This is a genomic window from Pedobacter aquatilis (assembly GCF_032678425.1).
GTDB classification, from domain to species: domain Bacteria; phylum Bacteroidota; class Bacteroidia; order Sphingobacteriales; family Sphingobacteriaceae; genus Pedobacter; species Pedobacter aquatilis_B.
Window position 1 is genome coordinate 1,054,042 of sequence record NZ_JAVTSG010000001.1, and the last position, 22,591, is coordinate 1,076,632.

The 22,591-nt window shown below is 36.7% G+C and carries 22 protein-coding genes; 4 read left to right on the forward strand and 18 right to left on the reverse strand.

The window, feature by feature from the left end; all coding sequences use genetic code 11:
* The first annotated feature begins 83 nt into the window (after positions 1 to 83).
* The 3 genes from R2Q16_RS04400 to R2Q16_RS04410 are packed head-to-tail and all read left to right on the forward strand — an operon-like array spanning position 84 to position 1,531.
* The gene (locus tag R2Q16_RS04400) at positions 84 to 614 is read left to right on the forward strand and encodes a YceI family protein (protein WP_316735394.1); all 531 of its coding nucleotides are present in this window, start codon (positions 84 to 86) and stop codon (positions 612 to 614) included.
* Between the two features lie 48 nt (positions 615 to 662).
* Entirely contained in the window at positions 663 to 1,070 is a 408-nt protein-coding gene (locus tag R2Q16_RS04405; protein WP_316735397.1) for a pirin family protein, read from the forward strand.
* Positions 1,040 to 1,531, forward strand: coding sequence for a pirin family protein (locus R2Q16_RS04410; protein ID WP_316735398.1), 492 nt, complete (start codon positions 1,040 to 1,042; stop codon positions 1,529 to 1,531). The genes R2Q16_RS04405 and R2Q16_RS04410 overlap by 31 nt, the downstream gene beginning before the upstream one ends.
* 66 nt (positions 1,532 to 1,597) lie before the next feature.
* Here R2Q16_RS04410 and ispF read toward each other — a convergent pair whose 3' ends face one another.
* The 3 genes from ispF to R2Q16_RS04425 form a co-directional block, all read right to left on the reverse strand.
* On the reverse strand, positions 1,598 to 2,077 hold the full coding sequence (gene ispF / locus R2Q16_RS04415) for a 2-C-methyl-D-erythritol 2,4-cyclodiphosphate synthase (protein WP_316735400.1): 480 nt from the start codon (positions 2,075 to 2,077) through the stop codon (positions 1,598 to 1,600).
* A gap of 51 nt (positions 2,078 to 2,128) precedes the next feature.
* Positions 2,129 to 3,316 (reverse strand): type IX secretion system outer membrane channel protein PorV, encoded by a 1,188-nt coding sequence (gene porV / locus R2Q16_RS04420; protein ID WP_316735402.1) that lies wholly within the window; start codon positions 3,314 to 3,316, stop codon positions 2,129 to 2,131.
* 200 nt (positions 3,317 to 3,516) lie between these two features.
* Positions 3,517 to 6,108, reverse strand: a complete 2,592-nt coding sequence (locus tag R2Q16_RS04425; protein ID WP_316735404.1) for an AsmA-like C-terminal region-containing protein — start codon at positions 6,106 to 6,108, stop codon at positions 3,517 to 3,519.
* 245 nt (positions 6,109 to 6,353) lie between these two features.
* Here R2Q16_RS04425 and R2Q16_RS04430 point away from each other — a divergent pair, with 245 nt between their 5' ends.
* On the forward strand, positions 6,354 to 8,009 hold the full coding sequence (locus R2Q16_RS04430) for an SUMF1/EgtB/PvdO family nonheme iron enzyme (protein WP_316735407.1): 1,656 nt from the start codon (positions 6,354 to 6,356) through the stop codon (positions 8,007 to 8,009).
* Positions 8,010 to 8,057: 48 nt separating this feature from the next.
* Here the strand turns inward: R2Q16_RS04430 and R2Q16_RS04435 are convergent, their stop codons facing one another.
* From R2Q16_RS04435 to nuoF, 15 genes are all read right to left on the reverse strand, one after another.
* Entirely contained in the window at positions 8,058 to 8,558 is a 501-nt protein-coding gene (locus R2Q16_RS04435; protein ID WP_316735409.1) for a biotin/lipoyl-containing protein, read from the reverse strand.
* 2 nt (positions 8,559 to 8,560) lie between these two features.
* Complete coding sequence (locus R2Q16_RS04440) at positions 8,561 to 9,145, reverse strand: DUF4159 domain-containing protein (RefSeq protein ID WP_316735411.1); 585 nt, start codon at positions 9,143 to 9,145, stop codon at positions 8,561 to 8,563.
* A 143-nt stretch (positions 9,146 to 9,288) separates the two neighbouring features.
* Entirely contained in the window at positions 9,289 to 9,993 is a 705-nt protein-coding gene (locus R2Q16_RS04445) for a 16S rRNA (uracil(1498)-N(3))-methyltransferase (protein WP_316735413.1), read from the reverse strand.
* A gap of 8 nt (positions 9,994 to 10,001) precedes the next feature.
* Entirely contained in the window at positions 10,002 to 11,357 is a 1,356-nt protein-coding gene (locus R2Q16_RS04450; protein ID WP_316735775.1) for a hemolysin family protein, read from the reverse strand.
* Between the two features lie 71 nt (positions 11,358 to 11,428).
* A complete protein-coding gene (locus R2Q16_RS04455) occupies positions 11,429 to 11,980 on the reverse strand; it encodes an inorganic diphosphatase (RefSeq protein ID WP_231458761.1) in 552 nt (183 codons plus the stop codon).
* Between the two features lie 2 nt (positions 11,981 to 11,982).
* A complete protein-coding gene (locus R2Q16_RS04460) occupies positions 11,983 to 12,639 on the reverse strand; it encodes a DedA family protein (protein WP_316735416.1) in 657 nt (218 codons plus the stop codon).
* A 46-nt stretch (positions 12,640 to 12,685) separates the two neighbouring features.
* Positions 12,686 to 14,059, reverse strand: coding sequence for an NADH-quinone oxidoreductase subunit N (locus R2Q16_RS04465; protein WP_316735418.1), 1,374 nt, complete (start codon positions 14,057 to 14,059; stop codon positions 12,686 to 12,688).
* Positions 14,060 to 14,062: 3 nt separating this feature from the next.
* Positions 14,063 to 15,529 (reverse strand): NADH-quinone oxidoreductase subunit M, encoded by a 1,467-nt coding sequence (locus R2Q16_RS04470; protein WP_316735420.1) that lies wholly within the window; start codon positions 15,527 to 15,529, stop codon positions 14,063 to 14,065.
* A gap of 22 nt (positions 15,530 to 15,551) precedes the next feature.
* Positions 15,552 to 17,453, reverse strand: coding sequence for an NADH-quinone oxidoreductase subunit L (gene nuoL, locus R2Q16_RS04475; RefSeq protein ID WP_410478147.1), 1,902 nt, complete (start codon positions 17,451 to 17,453; stop codon positions 15,552 to 15,554).
* A gap of 13 nt (positions 17,454 to 17,466) precedes the next feature.
* Complete coding sequence (gene nuoK, locus R2Q16_RS04480) at positions 17,467 to 17,796, reverse strand: NADH-quinone oxidoreductase subunit NuoK (protein WP_010601897.1); 330 nt, start codon at positions 17,794 to 17,796, stop codon at positions 17,467 to 17,469.
* On the reverse strand, positions 17,796 to 18,299 hold the full coding sequence (locus R2Q16_RS04485) for an NADH-quinone oxidoreductase subunit J (RefSeq protein ID WP_316735423.1): 504 nt from the start codon (positions 18,297 to 18,299) through the stop codon (positions 17,796 to 17,798). Before R2Q16_RS04485 ends, nuoK begins: the two co-directional genes overlap by 1 nt.
* Positions 18,300 to 18,456: 157 nt before the next feature.
* A complete protein-coding gene (locus R2Q16_RS04490; RefSeq protein ID WP_088299781.1) occupies positions 18,457 to 18,960 on the reverse strand; it encodes a NuoI/complex I 23 kDa subunit family protein in 504 nt (167 codons plus the stop codon).
* A gap of 2 nt (positions 18,961 to 18,962) precedes the next feature.
* On the reverse strand, positions 18,963 to 20,000 hold the full coding sequence (nuoH, locus tag R2Q16_RS04495; protein WP_316735424.1) for an NADH-quinone oxidoreductase subunit NuoH: 1,038 nt from the start codon (positions 19,998 to 20,000) through the stop codon (positions 18,963 to 18,965).
* Positions 20,000 to 21,010: a 2Fe-2S iron-sulfur cluster-binding protein gene (locus R2Q16_RS04500; RefSeq protein WP_316735425.1), complete on the reverse strand. Its 1,011-nt coding sequence runs from the start codon at positions 21,008 to 21,010 to the stop codon at positions 20,000 to 20,002. Before R2Q16_RS04500 ends, nuoH begins: the two co-directional genes overlap by 1 nt.
* A 146-nt stretch (positions 21,011 to 21,156) precedes the next feature.
* The gene (gene nuoF, locus R2Q16_RS04505) at positions 21,157 to 22,524 is read right to left on the reverse strand and encodes an NADH-quinone oxidoreductase subunit NuoF (RefSeq protein ID WP_316735426.1); all 1,368 of its coding nucleotides are present in this window, start codon (positions 22,522 to 22,524) and stop codon (positions 21,157 to 21,159) included.
* Between the last annotated feature and the right edge of the window lie 67 nt (positions 22,525 to 22,591).

The following is a 22,591-nucleotide window of genomic DNA, read 5'->3' on the forward strand; positions in this document are numbered from 1 at the left end:
ATTTAATTACCATACATCAATATCAAACCAAACCCCTTGCTTTACTTTTGTGTTGTAATTATTAAAAATCAAAACCAAAAGATATGGCAACTACAAAATGGACATTAGATCCAACCCACAGCGAATTACAATTCAAAGTTAAACACCTTATGATTACTACGGTAACAGGTAATCTAAAATCTTTCTCTGCTGAATTAACATCAGAAGGTGATGAATTTGAACAAGCACAAATTTCGTTTACTGGAGATATTAATTCTTTAGATACTGGAAATACTGACCGCGATAATCATTTAAAAAGTGGTGATTTCTTTGATGCGGAAAAATTTTCGACCATAGAATTCAAATCTTCTTCAATGGAAAAAGATGGTAGTGACTACATTTTGAAAGGCGATTTAACCATTAAAGGTGAAACTAAACCGGTAAAATTAACGGCAGAGTTTGGTGGTATAGCAACCGACCCATGGGGAAATACTAAAGCAGGATTTACATTAAGCGGAAAAATTAACCGTACTGATTTCGGTTTATCTTGGAATGCAGCTTTAGAAACTGGTGGTGTGATGGTAAGCGAAGAAGTTAGAATTTTGGGCGAATTACAATTCGTTAAACAAGCATAATTATTAAAATAATTCAATCGGTAAAAACGAGTCTTAATTATTCCGGATATGGAAAATAGAGCAGTTGCAGAGGTATTTGACGCACCGGCACCACATATGGTTGGCGATGGTTTTAGAGTACACAATTTTTTCCCTAGTGGATATAAAATTGACATGAATCCATTCTTTTTGATGGATTACGGCTCGAAAATAGAATTCTCTGCCCGAAAAAATCCCCGCGGTGTTGGCGTTCACCCGCACCGCGGATTTGAAACCATTACTATTGCTTATCATGGTGCAGTTGCACATCACGATAGTTCGGGAAATAGTGGTGTTATTTACCCCGGAGATGTGCAATGGATGACAGCAGCCAGCGGTATTTTGCATAAGGAATATCATGAGGCAGAATATAGCCTTAACGGAGGACCATTTCAAATGGTACAATTATGGGTTATCTCCCAGCTAAAGATAAAATGAGCAACCCGAAATATCAGGCCATTAAACAAGCCGACATGTCTGTTTTTAATTTACCGGATGATGGTGGGAAAATTGAAATTATCGCTGGAAATTATGAAGGTATACAAGGTTCAGCAAGTACATTTACACCAATTGAGGTTTACAACGCCCGGCTTCACAAAGATGGAAAAGCAAGCTTCAATTTCTCAAAAGAAAATAATACTGGCTTTATGGTTATTGAAGGTTCTATTATCATTAATGGTAAGGAAAATGCAAAAGCGGATGCGTTTGTTTACTTTAAAAACCAAGGAGAATTTATTTCAATTGAAGCAGAAGAAAATAGCGTTGTTTTAATTTTAAGTGGATTACCGATTAACGAACCCATTCACCAGTATGGTCCGTTTTTAATGAATACTGAAGCTGAAATTCATCAGGCAATTGCGGATTACAACCAAGGAAAATTCGGTTATCTAGAAGAGTAAACAGGTTTAAAATTTATAGTCCGAAAGCGGGGTAAGCAATAGTTTATCTGCTTTTTTATGTTAAGGTTATGGCCTTTCTATCAAACAAACCGCATACGCTACAACACCTTCTTCTCTCCCAACAAATCCCATTTGCTCATTAGTTGTTGCCTTTATAGAAATATCTTCAGTAGAAATCCCGATGGCCTCAGCAATATTCTGCTGCATTGCTGGTATATGAGGATTTATTTTTGGCGCTTCAAGGCAGAGCATTGCGTCAATATTCCCAACCTGCCAGTTTTTCTCATTTAATAATTTTACAGTTTCTTTCAACAAAATAATACTGCTTATTCCTTTCCATCTATCATCCGTATTTTTAAAATGAAATCCGATATCCCTCAAATTCGCAGCACCAAGTAATGCATCGCAGATTGCGTGAAGCAATACATCTGCATCAGAATGACCGTATGCTCCTTTATGATGTTCGAGTGTTACACCGCCAACCACGAAAGGATGTTCATTTTTTAGCTGATGAACGTCAAACCCGAAACCTACTCTAATTTTCATAATGAATTAAATAACTGTGGCACGAAAATGCCAAAATATTTCGAAACGAGGTTATCTAAATACCTTTTTATCGCCGAAATTAAAAAGAAGACTGAAGCGCAAAGTATTTGCCAGCGGACTGGTTTGAGCATTTGCAATTAAGTAGGCAAAATCAATATTGAAAACATTGTATTTCAAACCTGCACCTAGAGTAAAATACCTGCTATCACCTTTTTGCGGACTTTGATAATTATATCCGCCACGTACCGCAAATTGTTGATTATACCAATATTCAAAACCTGTAGAAATTCCAACTTCTCTTAGCTCTTCGCTAAAACCTCCCGGAGCATCACTAAATGAACCAAAAATTGCTGCAGGCACCGAACGGTTAGGGTTTTTTCCTTTAACAATATTATTATTAGAGTCGTAAATTGGCTGCGTTGGAACCAATAATTTGTTAAAGTCTAAAGCAAACGTGAAGGTATTGAAATCATCAATTTCTATTGTTGATGCTCCACCTAGCTTAAAGTTTGTTGGCAGAAAATAATTTTCGCCGCCATCAGAATAACTCATTTTAGTGCCAATGTTCGAAATATTTGCACCGGCAGAAACGATTGCATTTTTACCAAACATTGTGGTTGATGTTTTATACAATCCGGCAATATCTATCCCTAATGCACTGCCTGCCCGAACTTGTCCGGTTGACGAAAATTGACCAGAAGCCAGGTTTGAATAAATATACCTTAACGAGCTTCCCAATGAAAATTCTTTTCCGAAGTTTCTGGCAAAGGTAACATCAAATGCAAGTTCATTAGGATTGGCAATGCCCAAATCCTGTTGGTTAATATCCGTAAGTTGTATTTGCCCTAAAGAAAAATACCTTAACGAAGCACCAATTGTATTTCTATCATCCAGTTTATAAAAACCACTTACATAAGCCAGATTAATGTCTGGAGCCAGGCTTTTTAACCAAGGACTGTAAGAAAGCGCAAAACCATATGGTTTTTCAAGAAAAGCCAGTTTTGCAGGGTTTATGCTTGCAGAGTTTGCATCGCCAGTTATGGCAACACCAGCATCACCCATTGCACCAGCCCTTGCATCGGGTGTAATTAATAAAAATGGAACAGCAGTAATGATGTTATTGGACTCACTACCGTTTGTTTGTGTATTACCTATTGTAACTTGTGCATTCGCTTTGCCAAATACCAAAACAGCCGACAACGCAGAAAAAGCAAGTTTACAAATGTACTTGAAATTCATCCTTAGGGTATGTATTTAAGATTTCAGGTAAGTTAATACTTTTAAAAGATATAATCATCAAACGTGAAAGCTCAATTTATATTTTACAGTAAACTTACGATTTTTAGAGTTTAGACTAACTAAAACTACATTTTTTTGTCTTAAATGAACCCCTCTCTACATCAAAACCAACAATTACCTAATACAAATTGAAATAACCCTTAATTATTACTCTTCTTTTTAAACAAATTATTCAATTTATCAGCGATAGCATCTTTAACTTTTTCTGTTGCTTTTGCCCTAACCGTATCTATTTTTGCTTGTGCTTTAATTTCCAATTCAGCCTTCTTCTCGGCTAAAACTGAATTTACAGCTGCCTTGGCAGATGACTTTGCATCAGCCAAACCATATTTTAAATTAATAGTGGGCTTTAAAAATGTACCGCCTAAAACAGCATCAACTTTTACATTTTCACTCATCGCAACATTTGTTCCGGCCTTGCTGTTTAATTTACCTAACATGGTATTAACCGCTTCATTTGCTTTGCTGCCGAGCATTGCTCGTGGTAAATTTAGTGCAAGATTATAATCCATCGTTTGGTCTAAACCATTTGAACCCTGAACATTCATAACAATTCCATCTTTCTTTATATCAAAAGGCGAAACATTTAACCTTCCATCTTTGATTTTAAACTTGGTAATTACATTATTTAACTCCAATTTCTTCAGCTTATCAGAACTGAGCGACGAAGCCAATTTATTCAATGGTTCAAAACCATCTATCATGGCCTGGATAATGTTGGTTAAACCTTCAGCATTTATGGTAGAATAAACAGGCTTCATATTTTCATCCAAATCAGAGTTATATTTTAAATCTGTAGAAAAAGAGCCTTTCGTAAATTTCGCTATTGGAGCTAATAATTTAACTGTATTAAACGCTTGAAAAGCCTTTTGAATGTTCATATTATCGATACCGAAGTCAACATCTACCTTTGGCTTTTTAGGATTTATTGTAGCATAAGTTCCATCCATACGAAGCCTGCCGTCGAGCATGTTCATGCCTAAATTTTTAAAAGTGATGGTTCTATCTTTTACCAGTAATGTCCCAATCGCATTTGTAATATCATAATTATCATAAATTACCTTATTTGCCTTTGCTGAAATATTAAAGTTTACCTTATCTGGAACTTCAAATACGGTTAGTTTAGATTGCGATGCCGTTTCTGAAGTCGTCGCTTCTGCAGCTTTTGGTCCCATCAACTCGTTAACGTTAACCAAGTTCGAGCTCATGTTAAAATTACCTTGCAGCGATTGATTTTTATTAAAGAAATAGCTTAAATAATTATTCAAAGCACCATTAGCAGTAAAATCACTACTTCCAATTTTAGCAGCGAGGTTACTTAATGTAATATTTTTCGGACTAAAAATTAATTTGGCAGATGGAACGCTAACCGACATTGGCACATTTTTTCCGGCATAATTAAAGTTATTAGCAATAATTTGCCCCGATGCTTTAAATGCTTCGTATTGTTGTTTATCAATTGAAGATTTTCTACCCGCCGCCTTAACATCAGCATCTAGAATACCGCTTAAAACCATATCTTTCATCGGAAAAATAGTTGTCAACTGCTTCAAATCTAATTTTCCTTTTAAAGCCATATCCACAAAAGGATCTGAAACAGGGTTTTTGAGCTGTAATCTACCATCAACAGGAACTTGCCCAAACTCCAAATGAAATGAAGGAACATTTACAACAGTATTGTCAATTACGCCATTTGGGTTGCTGATTTGAGATTTAATCTGAATATTATTAATTGCAGAGGGCAACGATGGATATTTAATTTTGCCATTTTCTACTAATAAATTAACATTAAAAGATGGCAAAGATTTTTCATTATAAATTCCTTTCACATTTCCATTCATCGAAAATTTACCTGTTGCCTCCAAATCTTTAAAATTTGCAGCATAAATTGATGGAATTAAGGACAGAAAATTTTTGAGTTCCGATTGCTTTGCATCAAATTTAAAATCCATAGCAATATCGGTTTCATTTGGCATAGATAAGTAGCCTATGGCTGATAAAAGCAATTCATTTAACTTAATTTTATTATCGGCAAAAGTAAACTTCATATTTTTTAAATCCATTTGAATAGGAAGCTCAGCATCTAATCTAACCCCATTCAGGTACGGAATTCCACCATACTTTACCGTTAACTTTTCAATTTCTGATTGCGTATCTAGCGTAAATAAATCCTGCGTAAAATCTCCCTTTCCAGTATGATTAAAACTATCCAGTTTCATATAAAAACCTAATGATGCATCATCATAAATAACAGTGCCCTGCGCTATCGAATATTTTTGCAAAGCAGCCTTGAAGGTACTTTTTGAAGAATCTACAGGAACTTGACCAGAGTCGGGCTTCATAATATCCCAATTTGCAACACCACTCTTTAATACTTTGGCAAATATTTTTGGTTCTTCCAGATTTATGGAGTTGATTTGATAGGTTTCACCCTTTAAAACACTTAATAAATTAACATTTAATTGAAGTTGCTTAACATTTGCAAGTGTATCTTTAGCAAAACTATCTACACCACTAATAGAAAGGTTGTTGATTTTTATGCCCAGGTTGGGGAATGATGAAATTAATGATAAATCGAGTTCTTTAAAATCGACCTTGGCATTTACATTTTTATTTATGGATGATTTAATTTTCGCATTAATTTCCTTTTTGAAAAACATCGGAATTGCCGCCGCTGCTGCAATTAGAACAATAAATAGCGAAAAAACTATAATTAATATTTTCTTTAACATAACCTAAACCTTGTAAACTAACTTATTTGAAAATTACATATGGCAATAAACACACCAAATTATGTGAATAACCTCAATAAAAAATACATTTTCAGAAATTTTTAACAAAACACAATACATTGATTATTAATACGTTTTGCTTAAAAAAAGATATCCAAAACAATTATTAACACAAATTTTACTAAATCATTTAAATTTCCGTAAATTTATCGGTTGAATAAGCCCTAATCATGATATTGCATCATATGAAAAAACAATTACTATATTCTATTGCCTGCATTGCTGTTGCTACACTTTTATCTTCATGCGGAGGAAACAAAGGTGGCGTATCAAGTAAAACAGGCATTCCTTATGCTGATAAAAACAACAAGACGTATGGAAGTTTTGCTGTTGCTACTAAGTATAAACGTGCACCCGGCCCAGGTTTAATTCCAATTGAAGGTGGTGTTTTGGTTGTTGGTGGCAGTGCTATCGAAGTAGCTGGTGTTGAGCCAAACATTTACAATTACAAAAGACAGGTTACCGTTCCCTCTTTCTATATGGATGAAACGGAAGTTTCTAATACTGATTGGCTAGAATATTTACACTGGATTAGAACAAGTTATCCTGAAGACAGAGAATATTATTACAATGAACTTCCGGACACATTGGTTTGGCGTCGTGCTTTATCTTACAACGAACCTTACGTAGATAACTATTTAAGACATCCGGCTTACAGAGATTATCCTGTAGTTGGTGTGAGTTGGGAACAAGCATCTCGCTTTTGTGAGTGGAGAACTTCTCAGGCTAACGAATATATTCTTCGTCAGAAAGGTATTTTAACAGATTACAAAACGCTTGCTCAAGGTAACAACCCTGCAAGTGGTAATACAACTACCGCCGCTACAACTGCAAGACCAGATAAGCCTTTTAATACAGATGCTTACTTAAACGGCCAGTATGATGATAAAGGTAGGAATGCCCCGAAAGACTATAATGCAAAAGCCGGCGCATCTGTTGGCGCTGCAGGCGGAAGAGGTGGTAACGCAACACCAACCAGAAATGCAACTTTAGAAGATGGTGTTATTATGCAGCCATATCGTTTACCAACTGAAGCAGAATGGGAATATGCTGCACTAGGTTTAATCGGTAATACGGAATACGAAAACATTAATCAGAATAAAATTTATCCATGGAACGGTTTAGGTGTTAGTTCTGCTAGCAAAAAAACCAGAGGTTTAGTACAAGCCAACTTTAAAAGAGCACCTGGTGATTATATGGGTGTGGGCGGTTCATTAAATGATAAGGCAGATTTAACTGCTCCGGTTCTTTCCTACAATCCAAATGATTTTGGTTTGTACAACATGGCTGGAAACGTTAATGAATGGGTAAACGACGTATATCGTACAGGTACTTTTACCGATGCTGAAGCTTTTAACCCTTATCGTGGTAACCAATTCCAGGATAAACAATTGGCTGATGCTGCAAACGGCAAAATTGCTTTAGATAAATATGGCAAGCCAATTAAAGCAAATGCTTACTCAGGTAAAAAGTTAACCTGGGCAGAGAAACAAGCTTTGGCAAAAAGAGCAGATTCGATTGCTAAATCTCCAGACCCAACTTCAATGGTAACTTCTTACCAGGCAGATGAGCGTGGCTATCGCGACAGACAAAATAAATTACTAAATGATGAAGGTATTTCATTAGTAAATGATAAATCGAGAGTGTTTAAGGGTGGTTCTTGGAACGATATGGCTTACTGGTTAAATCCGGCAACCCGCCGTTTCTTGCAACAAGATGAAGCTTCTGCAGAAGTTGGTTTCCGTTGTGCGATGACCATGCTTGGAGCACCTGAAATTAGTACAGCAGGTAAGCGAAACTTTAAACAAGCTAAGCCAAAGCAATTCAATCCGAAAAGATAATAACATAAAAAGCCCCGAAAATATCGGGGCTTTTTATTTGAATGCATTTTATTTAAAAAGCAACAGAACCTGATTCTTTTCTACTTTATCGCTTTTATTAACCGATATCTTTTTCACTACGCCGTCAGTTGGTGATTTTATAATATTCTCCATTTTCATTGCTTCCAATATCAAAAGATTATCCCCCTTTTTAACTTCCGAACCTTCCTCAACAACTACATCTAAAACCAAACCTGGCATAGGCGCTTTTACTTCCGCAATTTTAGCTGATGCCATATTATCTAAACCTAGCTGCTTTAATAACTGATCAAATTGGTCTTCAACCTTAATGGAATAATTATTTCCATTAACCCGCACCACACAAGTTTTTTCAGCTTTATTAATCGCCACAACTTCTGTATTGAAAGATTTGTCATTATAAATGATGTTGGTAGCGTTATTGGAGATAACACTTAAATCAACATTTAATTTCGACCCATTTAAATAAAAATCATTTGAAGATTCTTCAAGCTCAAAATGAAAATTATCGTTAACTTTTACTTTATACATATTTATTGCGTTATGGCATATTGAACAAGGTTAGCGCCCATTTTCAGCGCTCTTGAACGGGTTTCTTGTGTATCCTCTGGGTACGTACCAAAATCTTCCCAACCATTACCTAAATCGCACTCGAAGGTATAATAACAAACCACACGACCTTTATAAATTAAGGCAAAGCCTTGAGGTCTTTTATTATCATGTTCATGGATTTTTGGCAAACCATTAGGAAATTTAAACTTCTGATTATAAATGCTATGATTAGCAGGCAATTCTACAAAGCTCAATTCGGGAAAAACCTTTTTCATTTGCGGACGAATAAACTTATCCAAACCATAGTTATCATCAATATGAAGAAAACCTCCACCCGTTAAATATTGTCGCAAATTCTTAGCTTCCTGATCGCTGAACACAATATTACCATGTCCGGTCATATAAATAAATGGAAAGTTGAACAACTCCTTACTTCCAACTTCAACAATACTTTCCTCAGGATAAAAATTCGTTTTTAAATTTGAATTACAAAAAGCAATTAAGTTCGGAAGCGCTGTTCTGTCTGCATACCAATCGCCGCCACCGCTGTATTTTAACTTCGCCATGCGATAAGATGGAGGAAAACTAAAAGAAGAGAGAATAAGGATTAAAGAACAAAGAACTAGAAAAGATAACAGAAGTAGAATAGATTTTTTCTTACTTGATTTCTTGCAATCGTAAATCGTAAATCGTAAATCGTAAATTAAACTCATCTGTTTAGGTAATTGATTTCGAAACAGGCCGCAAGTGCTGCAGTTTCTGTCCTTAATCTGTTATTACCTAAAGTTAGGGCTTTAAAGTCTTTATTCAAAGCTTCTTCAACTTCGCTAGGCGTAAAATCACCCTCCGGACCAATCAAAATTAAATATTTTTGAAATGGACTAACCAAGTCAGAAATGTATTTTTTCTCCCCTTTATCAATACAATGCGCAATTAGCTTATTGCCTTCAAATGGTTGTTTCATAAAATCACCTAAAGAAATCGCCTCATTCATTTTTGGATGATAAGCTTTTATAGATTGCTTAACGGCAGAAGTAATCACTTTATTTAAGCGGTCTTCCTTAACCACTCTGCGCTCTGATCTATCTGAAATAATTGGCGTGATTTCATCAATCCCAAGCTCTGTAGCTTTTTCCAGAAACCACTCTAAGCGGTCGATATTTTTAGTTGGGGCAACCGCAATGTGTAGATAATGATTTCTTTTCCCGTATTCGGTTTCTACCTTAATTATCTTAAGTGTAACACGCTTAGGATTATCTGAAGTAATTTCGGCTGTATAAAACCCACCTACTCCATCAACCAGATAAATTAATGCGCCAATAGGCAAACGAAGAACCCTTGCACAATGCTTACTTTCCTCTTCATTTAGTGTATAGAAAGAATCAATTATATCAGGCGTGTAAAAAATATTCATAGTTGAAATTAGTGATTATCAACCATATCTTCTTTATTGAGGACTAATTCTAACTTAACGGTTTCGATATTTTGCTCTGTTTTTTTAAGGATGGTAAACAGATAACCGTAAGATTCATTGCTCTCACCAACCTCAGGGATTCTTTCAAAAACATGAGAAACCAAGCCTCCCATAGTATCAAAATCTTCATCTTCTGGCAAATCATGTGGCAAATGCTCATTCACATCATAAACCGTTGCAAAAGCATTTACAATAAATTCGTTGTCTGAGATTTTTTCAACCAAAGGTTTTTCCTCATCGTACTCATCTTGAATTTCACCAACGAGTTCTTCAACAATATCTTCAAGGGTAACCATTCCGGCTGTACCACCAAACTCATCTAAAACAATAGCAATTTGAATGCGATTACTTTGCAGCTCACTCATCAAATCATTAATTTTTTTTGTTTCTGTAACGAAGTAAGGTTTACGAATAATATCGTTTAATGTCCAATGTTGATTACCAGATGCAACCAATGGCAAAATATCTTTGGCGTGTATAATACCAACAATTTTATCCATGATTTCATCATAAACAGGTAAACGGGAATAACCTTCCTTGATGACCTTATCGATAACATCTTCTTTGGTTGAGGATAATTCGATACCCGAAATTTTGGTTCTGGGTACCATGATGTTTTTTACAACACGCTCATTAAAGTCGAATACGTTTTTGATAAGCTCGTGCTCATTATTGTCCAGTGCACCACTTTCTTTACCTTGGTCGAGCAGGTATTGCAATTCTTCGGTACTATGCAAAGATTCGTGTCCGGCAGAAGTATCGATACCAAAAGGTTTTAAAATTACAGCTGCAAGGCTATTTAAAGTCCAGATGAACGGTTTAAATACAACGTAAAAAATTTGAAGCGGAACCGATACAAAAAGTGTAGTTGCAACGGGTCTTTGAATTGCAAATGATTTAGGCGCTAACTCACCAAAAACAATATGCATAATCGTAATAAGCGAGAATGCTACAATTGTCGATGCTGAGTGGATAAAAGCATCGCTAAGACCCCATTCCAAACTATCGAAAAGGTTTTTAAAGATGGTATGCATAACGCCTTCACCAACCCAACCCAAGCCAAGTGATGCAAGCGTTATACCTAATTGTGTTGCGGCTAAATAACCATCCAGATTATGGATAATTGTTTTAGCCATTTTACCTACTCTGCTGCCTGATTTTGCTTTTATTTCGATTTGTGATGCCCGAACTTTAACAATTGCAAACTCTGCTGCAACGAAAAATCCGTTTAAAAGGACTAAAAATAATGCGAAAAATAACCGCCATCCAACTGATGTTGTATCAGTTTCCTGTAAGGCAACCATCGCCAGGTTTGATGATGGAAGGATTGCGCTTAACTTTAAATTTAAAATCAAACAGACCGTGGGTAAATCCATTAAGCTAATTCTCTAAATGTTGTATTGTAAAGTTCTATACTTTCTCTTATCACTTTGTGCGCATAGCGAACACCTAATAAATGTTCGATAGTTACATTTTTCTCTTCTAATGCTTTGTAATCTTGAAAGAAACGAACAATTTCTTTCATCGTATGTGGAGGCAATTCATCTAAATCATTGATGTAATTAACTGACATATCGTTTTTAGCAACTGCAATAATTTTATCATCCTGCTCGCCATTATCAACCATATGCATCACACCAACAACCTTAGCTTCAATAACCGTCATTGGATAAACATCTACAGAGCAAAGCACTAAAATATCTAATGGGTCTTTATCATCACAATAAGTTTGTGGAATAAAGCCATAGTTTGCAGGGTACATTACTGATGAAAAAAGAACCCTGTCTAACTTAATTAAACCAGATTCTTTATCTATTTCATATTTGGCTTTTGAGCCTTTTGGAATTTCTATAATCGCATTTACAATTTCTGGAACGTTTGCACCAGGTGATACGCTATGCCAAGCGTGGTTTTCTTCTTTTGCCATTTTTAATTTAAATCTGTCTTTTCCTCTTCAGCGGTTGAAACTTTATTTTTTACAAAGGTAATTAATAATGGTATAGTTGTGATAAGGATGAAGCCAATAATAATATATAATAAGTAATCGTTAATTTGTTTTTCAAATCTTCTGCCCAAAAAGTAACCCAATAAGGTTAGCGAGCAAATCCAAAGTAATGCACCAACGATGTTATAAAGTGCAAATTTCTTAAAATCTAACTTTACAACACCAGCAAAAATCGGGGCAAAAGTTCTTACGATTGGTACAAACCTGCCCATTATTAATGCAAATGCGCCTTGCTTGTTGTAATAGTTCTCGGCAGCTTTCAGGTATCGTTTTTTAAAGAAAAAGCTATCTTTCCTGGTGTACAATAATGGCCCTGTTCTACGCCCAAACCAATAACCGGTAAAATTACCTGAAATTGCAGCAACACATAGGCCTGCTAACAAAACAGCGATGTTTACATCAAGTTTGCCTGTTGCCACAAACATGCCGGCAAGAAATAATAAATAATCTCCTGGAAGGAAAAAGCCAAAGAATAAGCCCGTTTCTGCGTATATAACAAATACAACAAGATAGAATCCGCCCTCCCTCAATAATTTTTCGGGTGAGATAAGATGCTGAAGGTTAGTCCAAAAATCGTGCATATTCAATTATTCGTAAAACTACAAATAATTATCTAACAAGTTATACCTATATCAGGTTTAAAATAATTGCTGGATAAATACCCAAAATCAGTGTAATCGCAACTGAAACTGCTAATACAACTTTATATTGAACTGGGGTAGATAATTCAATTTCTGCTCCATCTTTAAACCACATCGCTACAATAACCTTGAAGTAGTAGTAGAAACCTACCAAAGCATTCAGGATAGCAAAACCTACTAATAAAGTTTGATATTCGCCCATTACGTTCAGGAACATCAGATACTTCCCGATAAAACCAGCCGTTAAAGGAATACCCGCTAAAGATAACATCGCAATGGTTAATGAAATCGCCACCAATGGATTTTTCTTTCCTAAGCCGTTAAAACTCTCAAAGCTATCGCTTCCCGTTTTTTGTTTAACCAGAATTAAAACTGCAAAAGCGATGATTGACGCAAAAGTGTAAGCTGCTGCATAAACCAAAACACTGTTTTGTGAATTTGCACCGATAACAACTAGCGAGAACAACAGGTAGCCAGCGTGTGATATACTCGAATACGCTAACATACGCTTAAAGTTCTTTTGGAATAATGCGGTAACGTTACCAATAAACAAAGTGATGCAAACGATTACGATTAAAGGCACAACCCAAAAATCATGAAGTGGTGCAAAAGCATCAGCAAATAACCTTAAGAAAGCTGCAAAACCTGCCGTTTTAACCACAGTACTCATAAAGGTAGTAATTAATGTTGGCGAACCTTCGTAAACATCTGGTGTCCAGAAATGGAATGGAGCAGCACCAACCTTAAAACATAAGCCTATCATCATCAGGATTACGCCTGGATAAAAGATTGGTGAAATTGCTTTGCTGTTATCAACTAAATAAGCCTGGATTTTATCTAAGTCGAATGAACCCGTAGCACCGTAAATTAAAGTAATACCAAACAACAAAAAGCCTGTCGAAAATGCACCCATTAAGAAATATTTTAAGGAAGCCTCATTCGAAGCAAAATCTTTTTTACGGATGCCCGCGAGAATATACAAACTCACCGACATAATTTCCAGGCCTACAAACAACATCGCCATGTTTTTGTACGATACCATCATAATCATCCCCGCAAGGGCAAAAAGAATTAAGGTATAATATTCGGCAATGTTATCGCTTTTAGCGTGGAAATAGTTTTGGGTTAATAAGAAAATTAAAAGCGTTCCGATAATACAAACACCTGAAAATGCCAAGGCAAAATTATCGGTTTGCATCATGCCAAAATGAACAGCATTACCATTCCATGCGGCACCTACAAAACCCAATGCAGTTAATAAGCCAACAACGGTAAGCGGCAATAAGGCTTTCTTTACTTTAAACAAACCTGCATAAAGCACAATAAAAGCGGTTATACTAATGGTTATAATAATATTCATTGCTTATTTTACTGATGTTAATTTTTGATTTACCTGCTCTAACAAATGTTGTACAGATGCCTCTGTTAAGTGCAATAATGGTTTCGGGTAAACACCTAAAACAATAATTAAGGCACAAATTATATAAAGGACCAATTTCTCCGTTCCTTGAATATCTGTGAAAGTGATGGTTAATTCGTTTGTTTTGCCAAGCATTACATTTTGATACATGCGCAACATATAAACAGCTCCGAATATAATGGTCAATCCTGCGATAGCAGCAGCCCAGATTCCATAATTGTAAACACCCATCAATAACAAGAACTCTCCAATGAAACCATTTGTACCTGGTAAGGCAACTGTTCCTAAAACAATGATTAGGAAAGTAATGGCCAATTGCGGTGCTGATTTTGCAATACCGCCCAATTCTTCAATTTTGTTGGTTTTGGTACGAGAAAAAATGATATCTAAAACAAAAAATAATCCAACAACATTAATACCGTGACTTAGCATCTGCACCATTGCACCCTGTAAACTTTGCTGGTTCAATGCGAATATGCCTGCTGAAATTAAGCCGACGTGTGCAATAGATGAATAAGCAACTAATCGCTTTGCGTCTTTCTGCGTGAAAGCAATTATAGAGGCATAAACAATACCAATAATAGATAGCACCATGGCTAAGCATGACCAATCTTGCACACCAGCTGGTACTATAGGCAATAACCATCTGATTACGCCATAAATACCCATTTTTAACATAATACCTGATAACAACATCGTTCCCTGAGTTGGAGCAGCCGTGTAGGTATCTGGTTGCCAGGTATGGAAAGGGAAAATCGGCATCTTGATCGCGAAAGCAATAAAGAAAGCCCAGAAAATCCAGCCCTGTTGTGCGCTATCTAAGTTTAACTTATAAAATTCTGCAATTTCAAAGTTGTTCGCAGGATTTTGCAGGTATAAATAAATAATACCCATCAGCATAAATAATGAACCCGCAATCGTATAAACGAAAAACTTCATGTTAATGCGTATTCTATCTTTTCCACCCCAAAAAGCGCAAATAAAATAGATCGGAATTAAGGCCGCTTCCCATCCGATGTAGAATAAGAAAGCATCCATGGCTGTAAAAACCAACAACAAGCCACTTTGCATAAAAAATATCAGGGCAAAAAAGGCCGATTGGTTTTTATATTCTCGGTTAAATGTTGTTAATATAATAATTGGGACAAGTATGTTGGTTAATAAAACCAGAAGCATACTAATACCGTCGATACCTGCGTGAAAATTAATACCTAAATCTTTAATCCAAGGTAAATTAATTTCAAATTGCGTAATCGCGTTAGCTTCAAAACGAAACAACAACTGAATCGTTAAAAGAAGTGGAAATAGTGATAAAGCAACTACTGCACGCTTACTTGTTTTTTGATTTCCTAATAAAGCCGAAATCAAAGCACATGCTAATGGTAAAAATATAAGAATAAAAAGTTCCATCTATTTTGTTTTGAACGACTAATTAAATGTAATAAAATGTATAAGCAAGCAATGCGATGATACCAATAACCATCATAAAAATATAGAAACCTACGTTTCCGCTTTGTAATAAACGAACGCCTTTACTTGCTTCGTTTGTACTCCAACCCAATCCGTTTACAATTCCATCAATAAATTTGGTATCGATAATTCTGTAGAAAAATCTCGAAAATGCATCTAATGGTTTTGTGATGATGAAATCGTAAATCTCATCTAAATAAAATTTGTTGTATGATAATTTTGCCAATGCAGAACGAGGTGCTTCATCAGCTACAGGCACACGTGCACCTTTTACATATCTAGTATAAGCATAAAGCAATGCTACAATGGCAGCCACAACGGAAACACCCATTAAAGTGAACTCGGTAGAATGGCTTAAATCCAATTCGTGCTGAGCAACACCTGCGCCAGTCAACCAATGTGCCAACCATTCGTTTCCACCGAAAACGTGAGGAATGTTAATTGCTCCACCAATGGCTGCCAAAACAGCTAAAATTACCAAAGGAGTAGTCATTGCTGCTGGCGATTCATGAACATGACTCTCTTCATGGTGTGTTCCACGATATTTTCCGGAGAAAGTAAGAAACATCATTCTGAACATATAAAACGCTGTTAAGAATGCGGTAACTACGCCAATACCCCAAAGTATAGGACTTGCCTGAAAAGCATGTGCTAAAATTTCATCCTTCGAAAAGAAACCCGAGAATGGTGGTAAACCTGCTATGGCAATTGTACCAATCATCATCGTTAAAAATGTAACCGGAAGTTTCTTTCTCAACCCACCCATGTGGCGCATATCTTGTTCGTGGTGCATGGCATGAATTACCGAGCCTGCGCCTAAGAATAATAATGCTTTAAAGAATGCGTGAGTTAATACGTGAAAGAAAGAACCCGTATAAGCACCAACGCCTAAGCCTAAAAACATATAGCCTAATTGTGATACTGTTGAATAAGCCAATACTTTTTTAATATCGGTTTGCGTTAAGGCGATAATGGCAGCAACTAAAGCGGTAGCTGCTCCAACAATAGCAATGATATGTTGTGTATATGGTGCAAGGTCGAATAATATACTTGAACGTGCAATCATGTAAATACCGGCTGTTACCATCGTTGCCGCGTGGATCAATGCAGAAACTGGTGTTGGACCCGCCATCGCATCAGGCAACCATGTAAATAATGGCAACTGAGCCGATTTACCACAAGCACCAATAAATAACAATACCGTAATCAGAAATAAAGTATTTTGTCCAGATAACATATTTGCCGCCTGAGGAAAAACTTTAGCAAACTCAACACTTCCAAAGGTATTGAAGATTAAAAACACCCCTAACAAAAAGCCTAAATCGCCAATACGATTCATTACGAAAGCCTTTTTAGCTGCCGATGCATAAGCGCTATTTGTGTACCAGAAACCGATTAAAAGGTATGAGCATAAACCTACACCTTCCCAACCGATAAACATGACGATGTAGTTCGAACCCAATACCAATAAAAGCATGAAAAACACGAACAGGTTTAAGTAAGCAAAAAATTTACCAAATCCTGAATCATCATGCATATAGCTGGTAGAATATAAATGGATTAAGAAACCTATTCCGGTAATAATCAGAAGCATGATTGAACTTAATGGGTCAACCAAAAATGATAAAGGAATGTGGAGTGTGCCTGCGCTAATCCAATCAAATAAAAATACTTCGTGAGATTTTTGTGTATCGCCTTGTAAACTAAAGAAAATAACCACGCTGATAATGAAAGAAGCTAAGATAACGCCACTACCAATAATACCAACAAGCCCCTTAGATAGAGAGTTTCTGCCCAGTCCATTAATTACAAACCCTAAAAAAGGAAGTAACGGAACTAACCAAATCAATTGTTCTATTGTCATTCTTATTATATATTTACCACTTAAGGCGATTTAAAACATTAATATCTATCGATTTCGTATTTCTGTAAACCATTACGATAATCGCCAAACCAACTGCAACTTCTGCAGCTGCAAGCGCCATAATAAAGAATACGAAAACTTGTCCTGATGGGTCATTACTATGAACAGAGAAAGCGGTTAAAAGCAGGTTTACTGCATTTAACATCAACTCAACAGACATAAAAATTACGATTGCATTTCTGCGGGTTAATACACCAATTACACCTATCGTGAAAATAATTGCACATAAGTAGATGTAGTGATTTAGTGGAACGCCTGCCATTTGTGTAGTTAAATTTTCCATTATGCTTCTACCTCATCTCTTTTAGATAATAAAACGGCTCCAACCATTGCGGCCAACAGTAATAGAGATGATAATTCGAACGGCAATAAAAATGGCCCGAAAAGTTCCTTGCCTAAGTTTTCTACCAAACCTAGGCCTTGGTTTTTCAAAATTAAAGGGCTATTAATACTTGCTGCTTTGAACGAACCTACTAAGGTTACCACTAAACAACAGCCTGCGATTACACCCACAATTTTAATCAATGGCGATTTTACAGGCTCTGTTTCCTTGTTTAAATTGAGGAGCATCAGCACGAATAAAAATAAAACCATAATGGCACCCATGTAAACAATGAAGTTTACTACGGCCAGAAATTGTGCATTCAACAATACATAATGTACAGTGAATGTGAAAAAGGTAAGAATTAAGTACAACACGCTATGGATTGGATTTTTTGCAAAAATCACCATCAGCGAAAAGATGATACTTAATGTGGCTACGAAATAGAATACTTGTGTACTCATTAATTTATTATTTGTTTTTGTTTATTTCTTCGTCTTCATTGCGACGAACGGTTTATCCCGATTCTTCGGGAAAGCAATCTTTAATTTCGTCACCCTGAATTTATTTCAGGGTCTCAATTGAATAGATGCTGAAATAAATTCAGCATGACGATTTTGTCTATTTTTTCATCTCCAACGGAGCCTCAACCAACTTATCTTTTCCGTAAATAAAATCTTTACGTAGATAATCAGCTGGAACAATCGGTCCGTCCAAATAAATCGCTTCTTTAGGACAAGCCTCCTCACACAATCCGCAGAAAATACAACGCAACATATTAATTTCATAAGTTGCTGCATATTTCTCCTCACGATATAAATGCTTTTCTTCGTTCTTGCGTTCTGCAGCAATCATTGTAATGGCTTCAGCAGGGCAAGATAATGCGCATAAACCGCAAGCCGTACAACGCTCTTTACCGTTCTCATCACGTTTTAGCGAGTGCATGCCTCTAAAGTTCGCAGAAAATTCTCGTTCTACCTCTGGATATCTTACTGTAGCCTCTTTTTTGAATAAGTGACTAATGGTAATGCCCATACCTTTTGCAATTGCAGGCAGGTACATACGCTCCATAAAGCTCAGAGGCTTTTGTTCCAGTACTTTTTTCTTATTACTTAATGATTCCATAATTAAAACTTCTCAATAATCGCAATCACAATACCTGTTATTATAATGTTGGCAATGGCTAATGGAATTAAGCCTTTCCAACCTAAATTCATCAATTGGTCATAACGGAAACGAGGGATTGTCCAACGTACCCACATAAAGAAAAAGATGAAGAAAATGATTTTAGCAAAGAAAATAGCCGTTCCAAATAATGGTGCCCAAGTTGGTCCCAATAAGGTTGCCATATAATCCATTCCCGGATAATTATATCCGCCAAAATATAAAGTGGCCATTACTGCTGAGGATACAAACATGTTGATGTATTCAGCAAATAAATAGAACCCCAATTTCATGGAAGAATATTCAGTGTGGTAACCACCTATCAGCTCCGTTTCACACTCCGGTAAATCGAAAGGTGCACGGTTTGTTTCGGCAAAAGAACATACCATGAAAATTAAAAATCCTAATGGTTGATATAAAACATTCCAATGCCAGCCATGTTGCTGGTCAACAATTTCTTTTAAGCTTAAAGTATTGGTCATTAAAAGCAAAGCGATGATAGACAAACCCATTGCGATTTCATAACTAATGTTTTGCGATGCAGCACGAATGGCACTCAACAACGAATATTTATTATTCGATGCCCAACCACCAATCATCACACCATAAACACCTAAAGAAACGACGCCAAAAATGTATAAAACGCCTACATTAATATCAGCCACTTGTAAGGGCACCATCTTACCGCCAATTTCCATCGGGCTACCCCATGGAATAACGGCTGTACCAATACAAGCACAAAGTAAGGCTAAACCCGGACCAACAATAAATAACCATCTGTTTGATGAAGCAGGAATAATTTCCTCTTTCATAAACATTTTAACACCATCAGCTAATGGTTGCAAAATACCAAAAGGACCAGCTCTATCCGGACCTAAACGGTCTTGCAAATAGGCTGCAACCTTACGTTCTGCATAAGTAGAATACATGGCTACAACTAAACTGATGCCGAAAATTACGGCAACCAGGATAAATTTTTCTATAACAAAACTTAACTCCATTAGTATTTTACGGTTTTATGTAACTCAATTTCATTAGCCGCTTGTAATGCCGCATTTGGCTTAATTACTGGAAGTGGTTTTAATGTTTCGTAATGGTTTGACGCAATTACTGAAGTATCATCAATATGCGTTGGGTGCTCGATTGTCCAATCTGAAGTAGCCTTTTTATCGAAACGACAAGTGTTACAGATAAATTCTTCAACCTCACCAAATTGATCCTTACGAGCAGTAACACGGATAACATCCTCTCCCTTATACCAAAGTGTTACTTTACCATTGCACTTTTCGTGGTCACAATTGCGGTGTGCATCTACAGGTTTAGTAAACCAGACACGGTTTTTAAAACGGAAAGTTTTATCGGTTAAAGCACCAACCGGACAAACATCAATTACGTTTCCAGAGAAATCGTTATCAACGGCCTGTTGGATATAAGTAGAAATTTCTGAATGGTCGCCACGATTTAAAATACCATGAACACGTTTGTTTGTAATCTGATCGGCAGTGAAAACACAACGGTAACACAGAATACAACGATTCATGTGTAACTGAATTTTATCACCAATATCAATACGGTCGAAAGTACGTCGTTCAAATTCGTAACGCGTTTTCTGCAAACCGTGTTCGTAACCTAAGTTTTGTAAATCACACTCACCAGCCTGATCGCAAACCGGGCAATCTAAAGGGTGGTTGATTAATAAAATTTCCACTACACCTGCACGTGCTTCTAAAACTTCAGGCGAGGTAATGTTCAACACTTCCATACCATCCATTACAGTAGTACGGCAAGATGCAACCAATTTCGGCATCGGACGAGGGTCTTTCTCCGAACCTTTTGTTACCTTAACAATACAGGTACGGCATTTACCACCACTGCCTTCTAACTTAGAATAATAGCACATCGCTGGCGGAACAATTTCACCTCCAATTTGCCTCGCAGCATTAAGGATAGTGGTTCCATTGTCAACCTCTACTGTTATTCCGTCTATCGTAACCTTAACTTTTTCACTCATGGTTAATGATAATCTTTATTTTTTATGCCTTTTGCCGTCATTGCGAGGCACGAAGCAATCTCTTTGTTTCTTACGCCTATTGCTTTAGGATTGCTTCGTTCCTCGCAATGACGTGATGTATATTTAAAAATAATTATGCTAGATAATTACTTTTCCTCCGTCACCGGAGCCTTCTCAATCGGCACTGCATAATTTGCAATACCATAATTTTGTGTTTGACTGTTAACTGGTTCTTTAATGTGCCATTCAAATTCATCTCTGAAGTGACGGATTGCACTAGCCACCGGCCAGGCTGCAGCATCACCTAACGGACAAATTGTATTGCCTTCAATTTTACGTTGAACATCCCATAATAAATCAACATCTTCCATGCTTCCATGACCATGTTCAATTTTATGAAGAATTTTTTCCATCCAACCCGTACCTTCACGGCATGGCGAACATTGTCCGCAACTTTCGTGGTGGTAAAAACGAGAGAAATTCCAGGTATTGCGAACAATACATTGGTCTTCATCAAAAGCAATAAAACCACCCGAACCCATCATGGTTCCGGTAGCAAATCCACCTTCTGACAAAGATTCATAACTCATTAAACGCGGTTCGCCATTCGCATACTTTAAAGTTAAGTTTGCTGGTAAGATTGGCACAGATGAACCACCTGCAACAGTTGCTTTTAGTTTTTTACCATTAGCAATACCACCGCAATATTCATCAGAATAGATAAATTCCTCTACTGGCAAGCCTAATTCAATCTCATACACGCCTGGTTTAACCAAATTACCAGAAGCTGATATTAATTTTGTACCTGTACTTCTACCGATACCTATTTTCGCGTATTCATCGCCACCATCATTAATAATTGGTACAACAGCTGCAATCGACTCCACGTTGTTTACTACAGTTGGGCAACCGTACAATCCTGCAATTGCAGGGAAAGGTGGTTTAATTCTTGGGTTACCTCTTTTACCTTCAAGCGATTCCAACAATGCAGTTTCTTCACCGCAAATGTAAGCCCCACCACCCGGCTGAACATATAATTCTAAATCGTAACCTGTTCCTAAAATGTTCTTACCCAACCATCCGGCAGCTTTTGCTTCAGCAATTGCTTTTTCCAGAATACGGATTTGAGGCATCATCTCTCCACGAACGTAGATGTAAGAAACCTTTGCACCTAATGCAAAACTTGAAACAATCATTCCCTCAATTAATGCATGAGGAATGTATGTCATCAAATAACGGTCTTTGAAAGTTCCAGGCTCAGACTCATCTGCGTTGCAAACCAAATAACGTGCAACACCTTCTGGTTTAGCCAAAAAGCTCCATTTCATTCCGGTAGGGAAACCCGCACCACCACGTCCGCGTAAGCCTGATTTCTTAACTTCTTCGACAACCTCTTCAGGTGTTAAAGTTTTAAGGGCTTTTTCCACGGCACGGTACCCACCTTTTTGGCGGTAGACTTCAAGTGTATTGATGCCTGGTACGTTTATATGCTCAAGTAACAGTTTTCGAGACATTTCAATTAGTCTATAGTCTGTAGCCTATAGTCTATAGTCCAAGAATCATAAAGACTCCCGACTCCAG

Coding starts and splice junctions, on each gene's coding strand:
- R2Q16_RS04400 (WP_316735394.1), top strand. CDS start 84: ATGGCAACTACAAAATGGACATTAGATCCAACCCACAGCGAATTACAA.
- R2Q16_RS04405 (WP_316735397.1), top strand. CDS start 663: ATGGAAAATAGAGCAGTTGCAGAGGTATTTGACGCACCGGCACCACAT.
- R2Q16_RS04410 (WP_316735398.1), top strand. CDS start 1,040: ATGGGTTATCTCCCAGCTAAAGATAAAATGAGCAACCCGAAATATCAG.
- ispF (WP_316735400.1), bottom strand. CDS start 2,077: ATGAAAATTAGAGTAGGTTTCGGGTTTGACGTTCATCAGCTAAAAAAT.
- porV (WP_316735402.1), bottom strand. CDS start 3,316: ATGAATTTCAAGTACATTTGTAAACTTGCTTTTTCTGCGTTGTCGGCT.
- R2Q16_RS04425 (WP_316735404.1), bottom strand. CDS start 6,108: ATGTTAAAGAAAATATTAATTATAGTTTTTTCGCTATTTATTGTTCTA.
- R2Q16_RS04430 (WP_316735407.1), top strand. CDS start 6,354: ATGAAAAAACAATTACTATATTCTATTGCCTGCATTGCTGTTGCTACA.
- R2Q16_RS04435 (WP_316735409.1), bottom strand. CDS start 8,558: ATGTATAAAGTAAAAGTTAACGATAATTTTCATTTTGAGCTTGAAGAA.
- R2Q16_RS04440 (WP_316735411.1), bottom strand. CDS start 9,145: ATGGCGAAGTTAAAATACAGCGGTGGCGGCGATTGGTATGCAGACAGA.
- R2Q16_RS04445 (WP_316735413.1), bottom strand. CDS start 9,993: ATGAATATTTTTTACACGCCTGATATAATTGATTCTTTCTATACACTA.
- R2Q16_RS04450 (WP_316735775.1), bottom strand. CDS start 11,357: ATGGTTGCCTTACAGGAAACTGATACAACATCAGTTGGATGGCGGTTA.
- R2Q16_RS04455 (WP_231458761.1), bottom strand. CDS start 11,980: ATGGCAAAAGAAGAAAACCACGCTTGGCATAGCGTATCACCTGGTGCA.
- R2Q16_RS04460 (WP_316735416.1), bottom strand. CDS start 12,639: ATGCACGATTTTTGGACTAACCTTCAGCATCTTATCTCACCCGAAAAA.
- R2Q16_RS04465 (WP_316735418.1), bottom strand. CDS start 14,059: ATGAATATTATTATAACCATTAGTATAACCGCTTTTATTGTGCTTTAT.
- R2Q16_RS04470 (WP_316735420.1), bottom strand. CDS start 15,529: ATGGAACTTTTTATTCTTATATTTTTACCATTAGCATGTGCTTTGATT.
- nuoL (WP_410478147.1), bottom strand. CDS start 17,453: ATGACAATAGAACAATTGATTTGGTTAGTTCCGTTACTTCCTTTTTTA.
- nuoK (WP_010601897.1), bottom strand. CDS start 17,796: ATGGAAAATTTAACTACACAAATGGCAGGCGTTCCACTAAATCACTAC.
- R2Q16_RS04485 (WP_316735423.1), bottom strand. CDS start 18,299: ATGAGTACACAAGTATTCTATTTCGTAGCCACATTAAGTATCATCTTT.
- R2Q16_RS04490 (WP_088299781.1), bottom strand. CDS start 18,960: ATGGAATCATTAAGTAATAAGAAAAAAGTACTGGAACAAAAGCCTCTG.
- nuoH (WP_316735424.1), bottom strand. CDS start 20,000: ATGGAGTTAAGTTTTGTTATAGAAAAATTTATCCTGGTTGCCGTAATT.
- R2Q16_RS04500 (WP_316735425.1), bottom strand. CDS start 21,010: ATGAGTGAAAAAGTTAAGGTTACGATAGACGGAATAACAGTAGAGGTT.
- nuoF (WP_316735426.1), bottom strand. CDS start 22,524: ATGTCTCGAAAACTGTTACTTGAGCATATAAACGTACCAGGCATCAAT.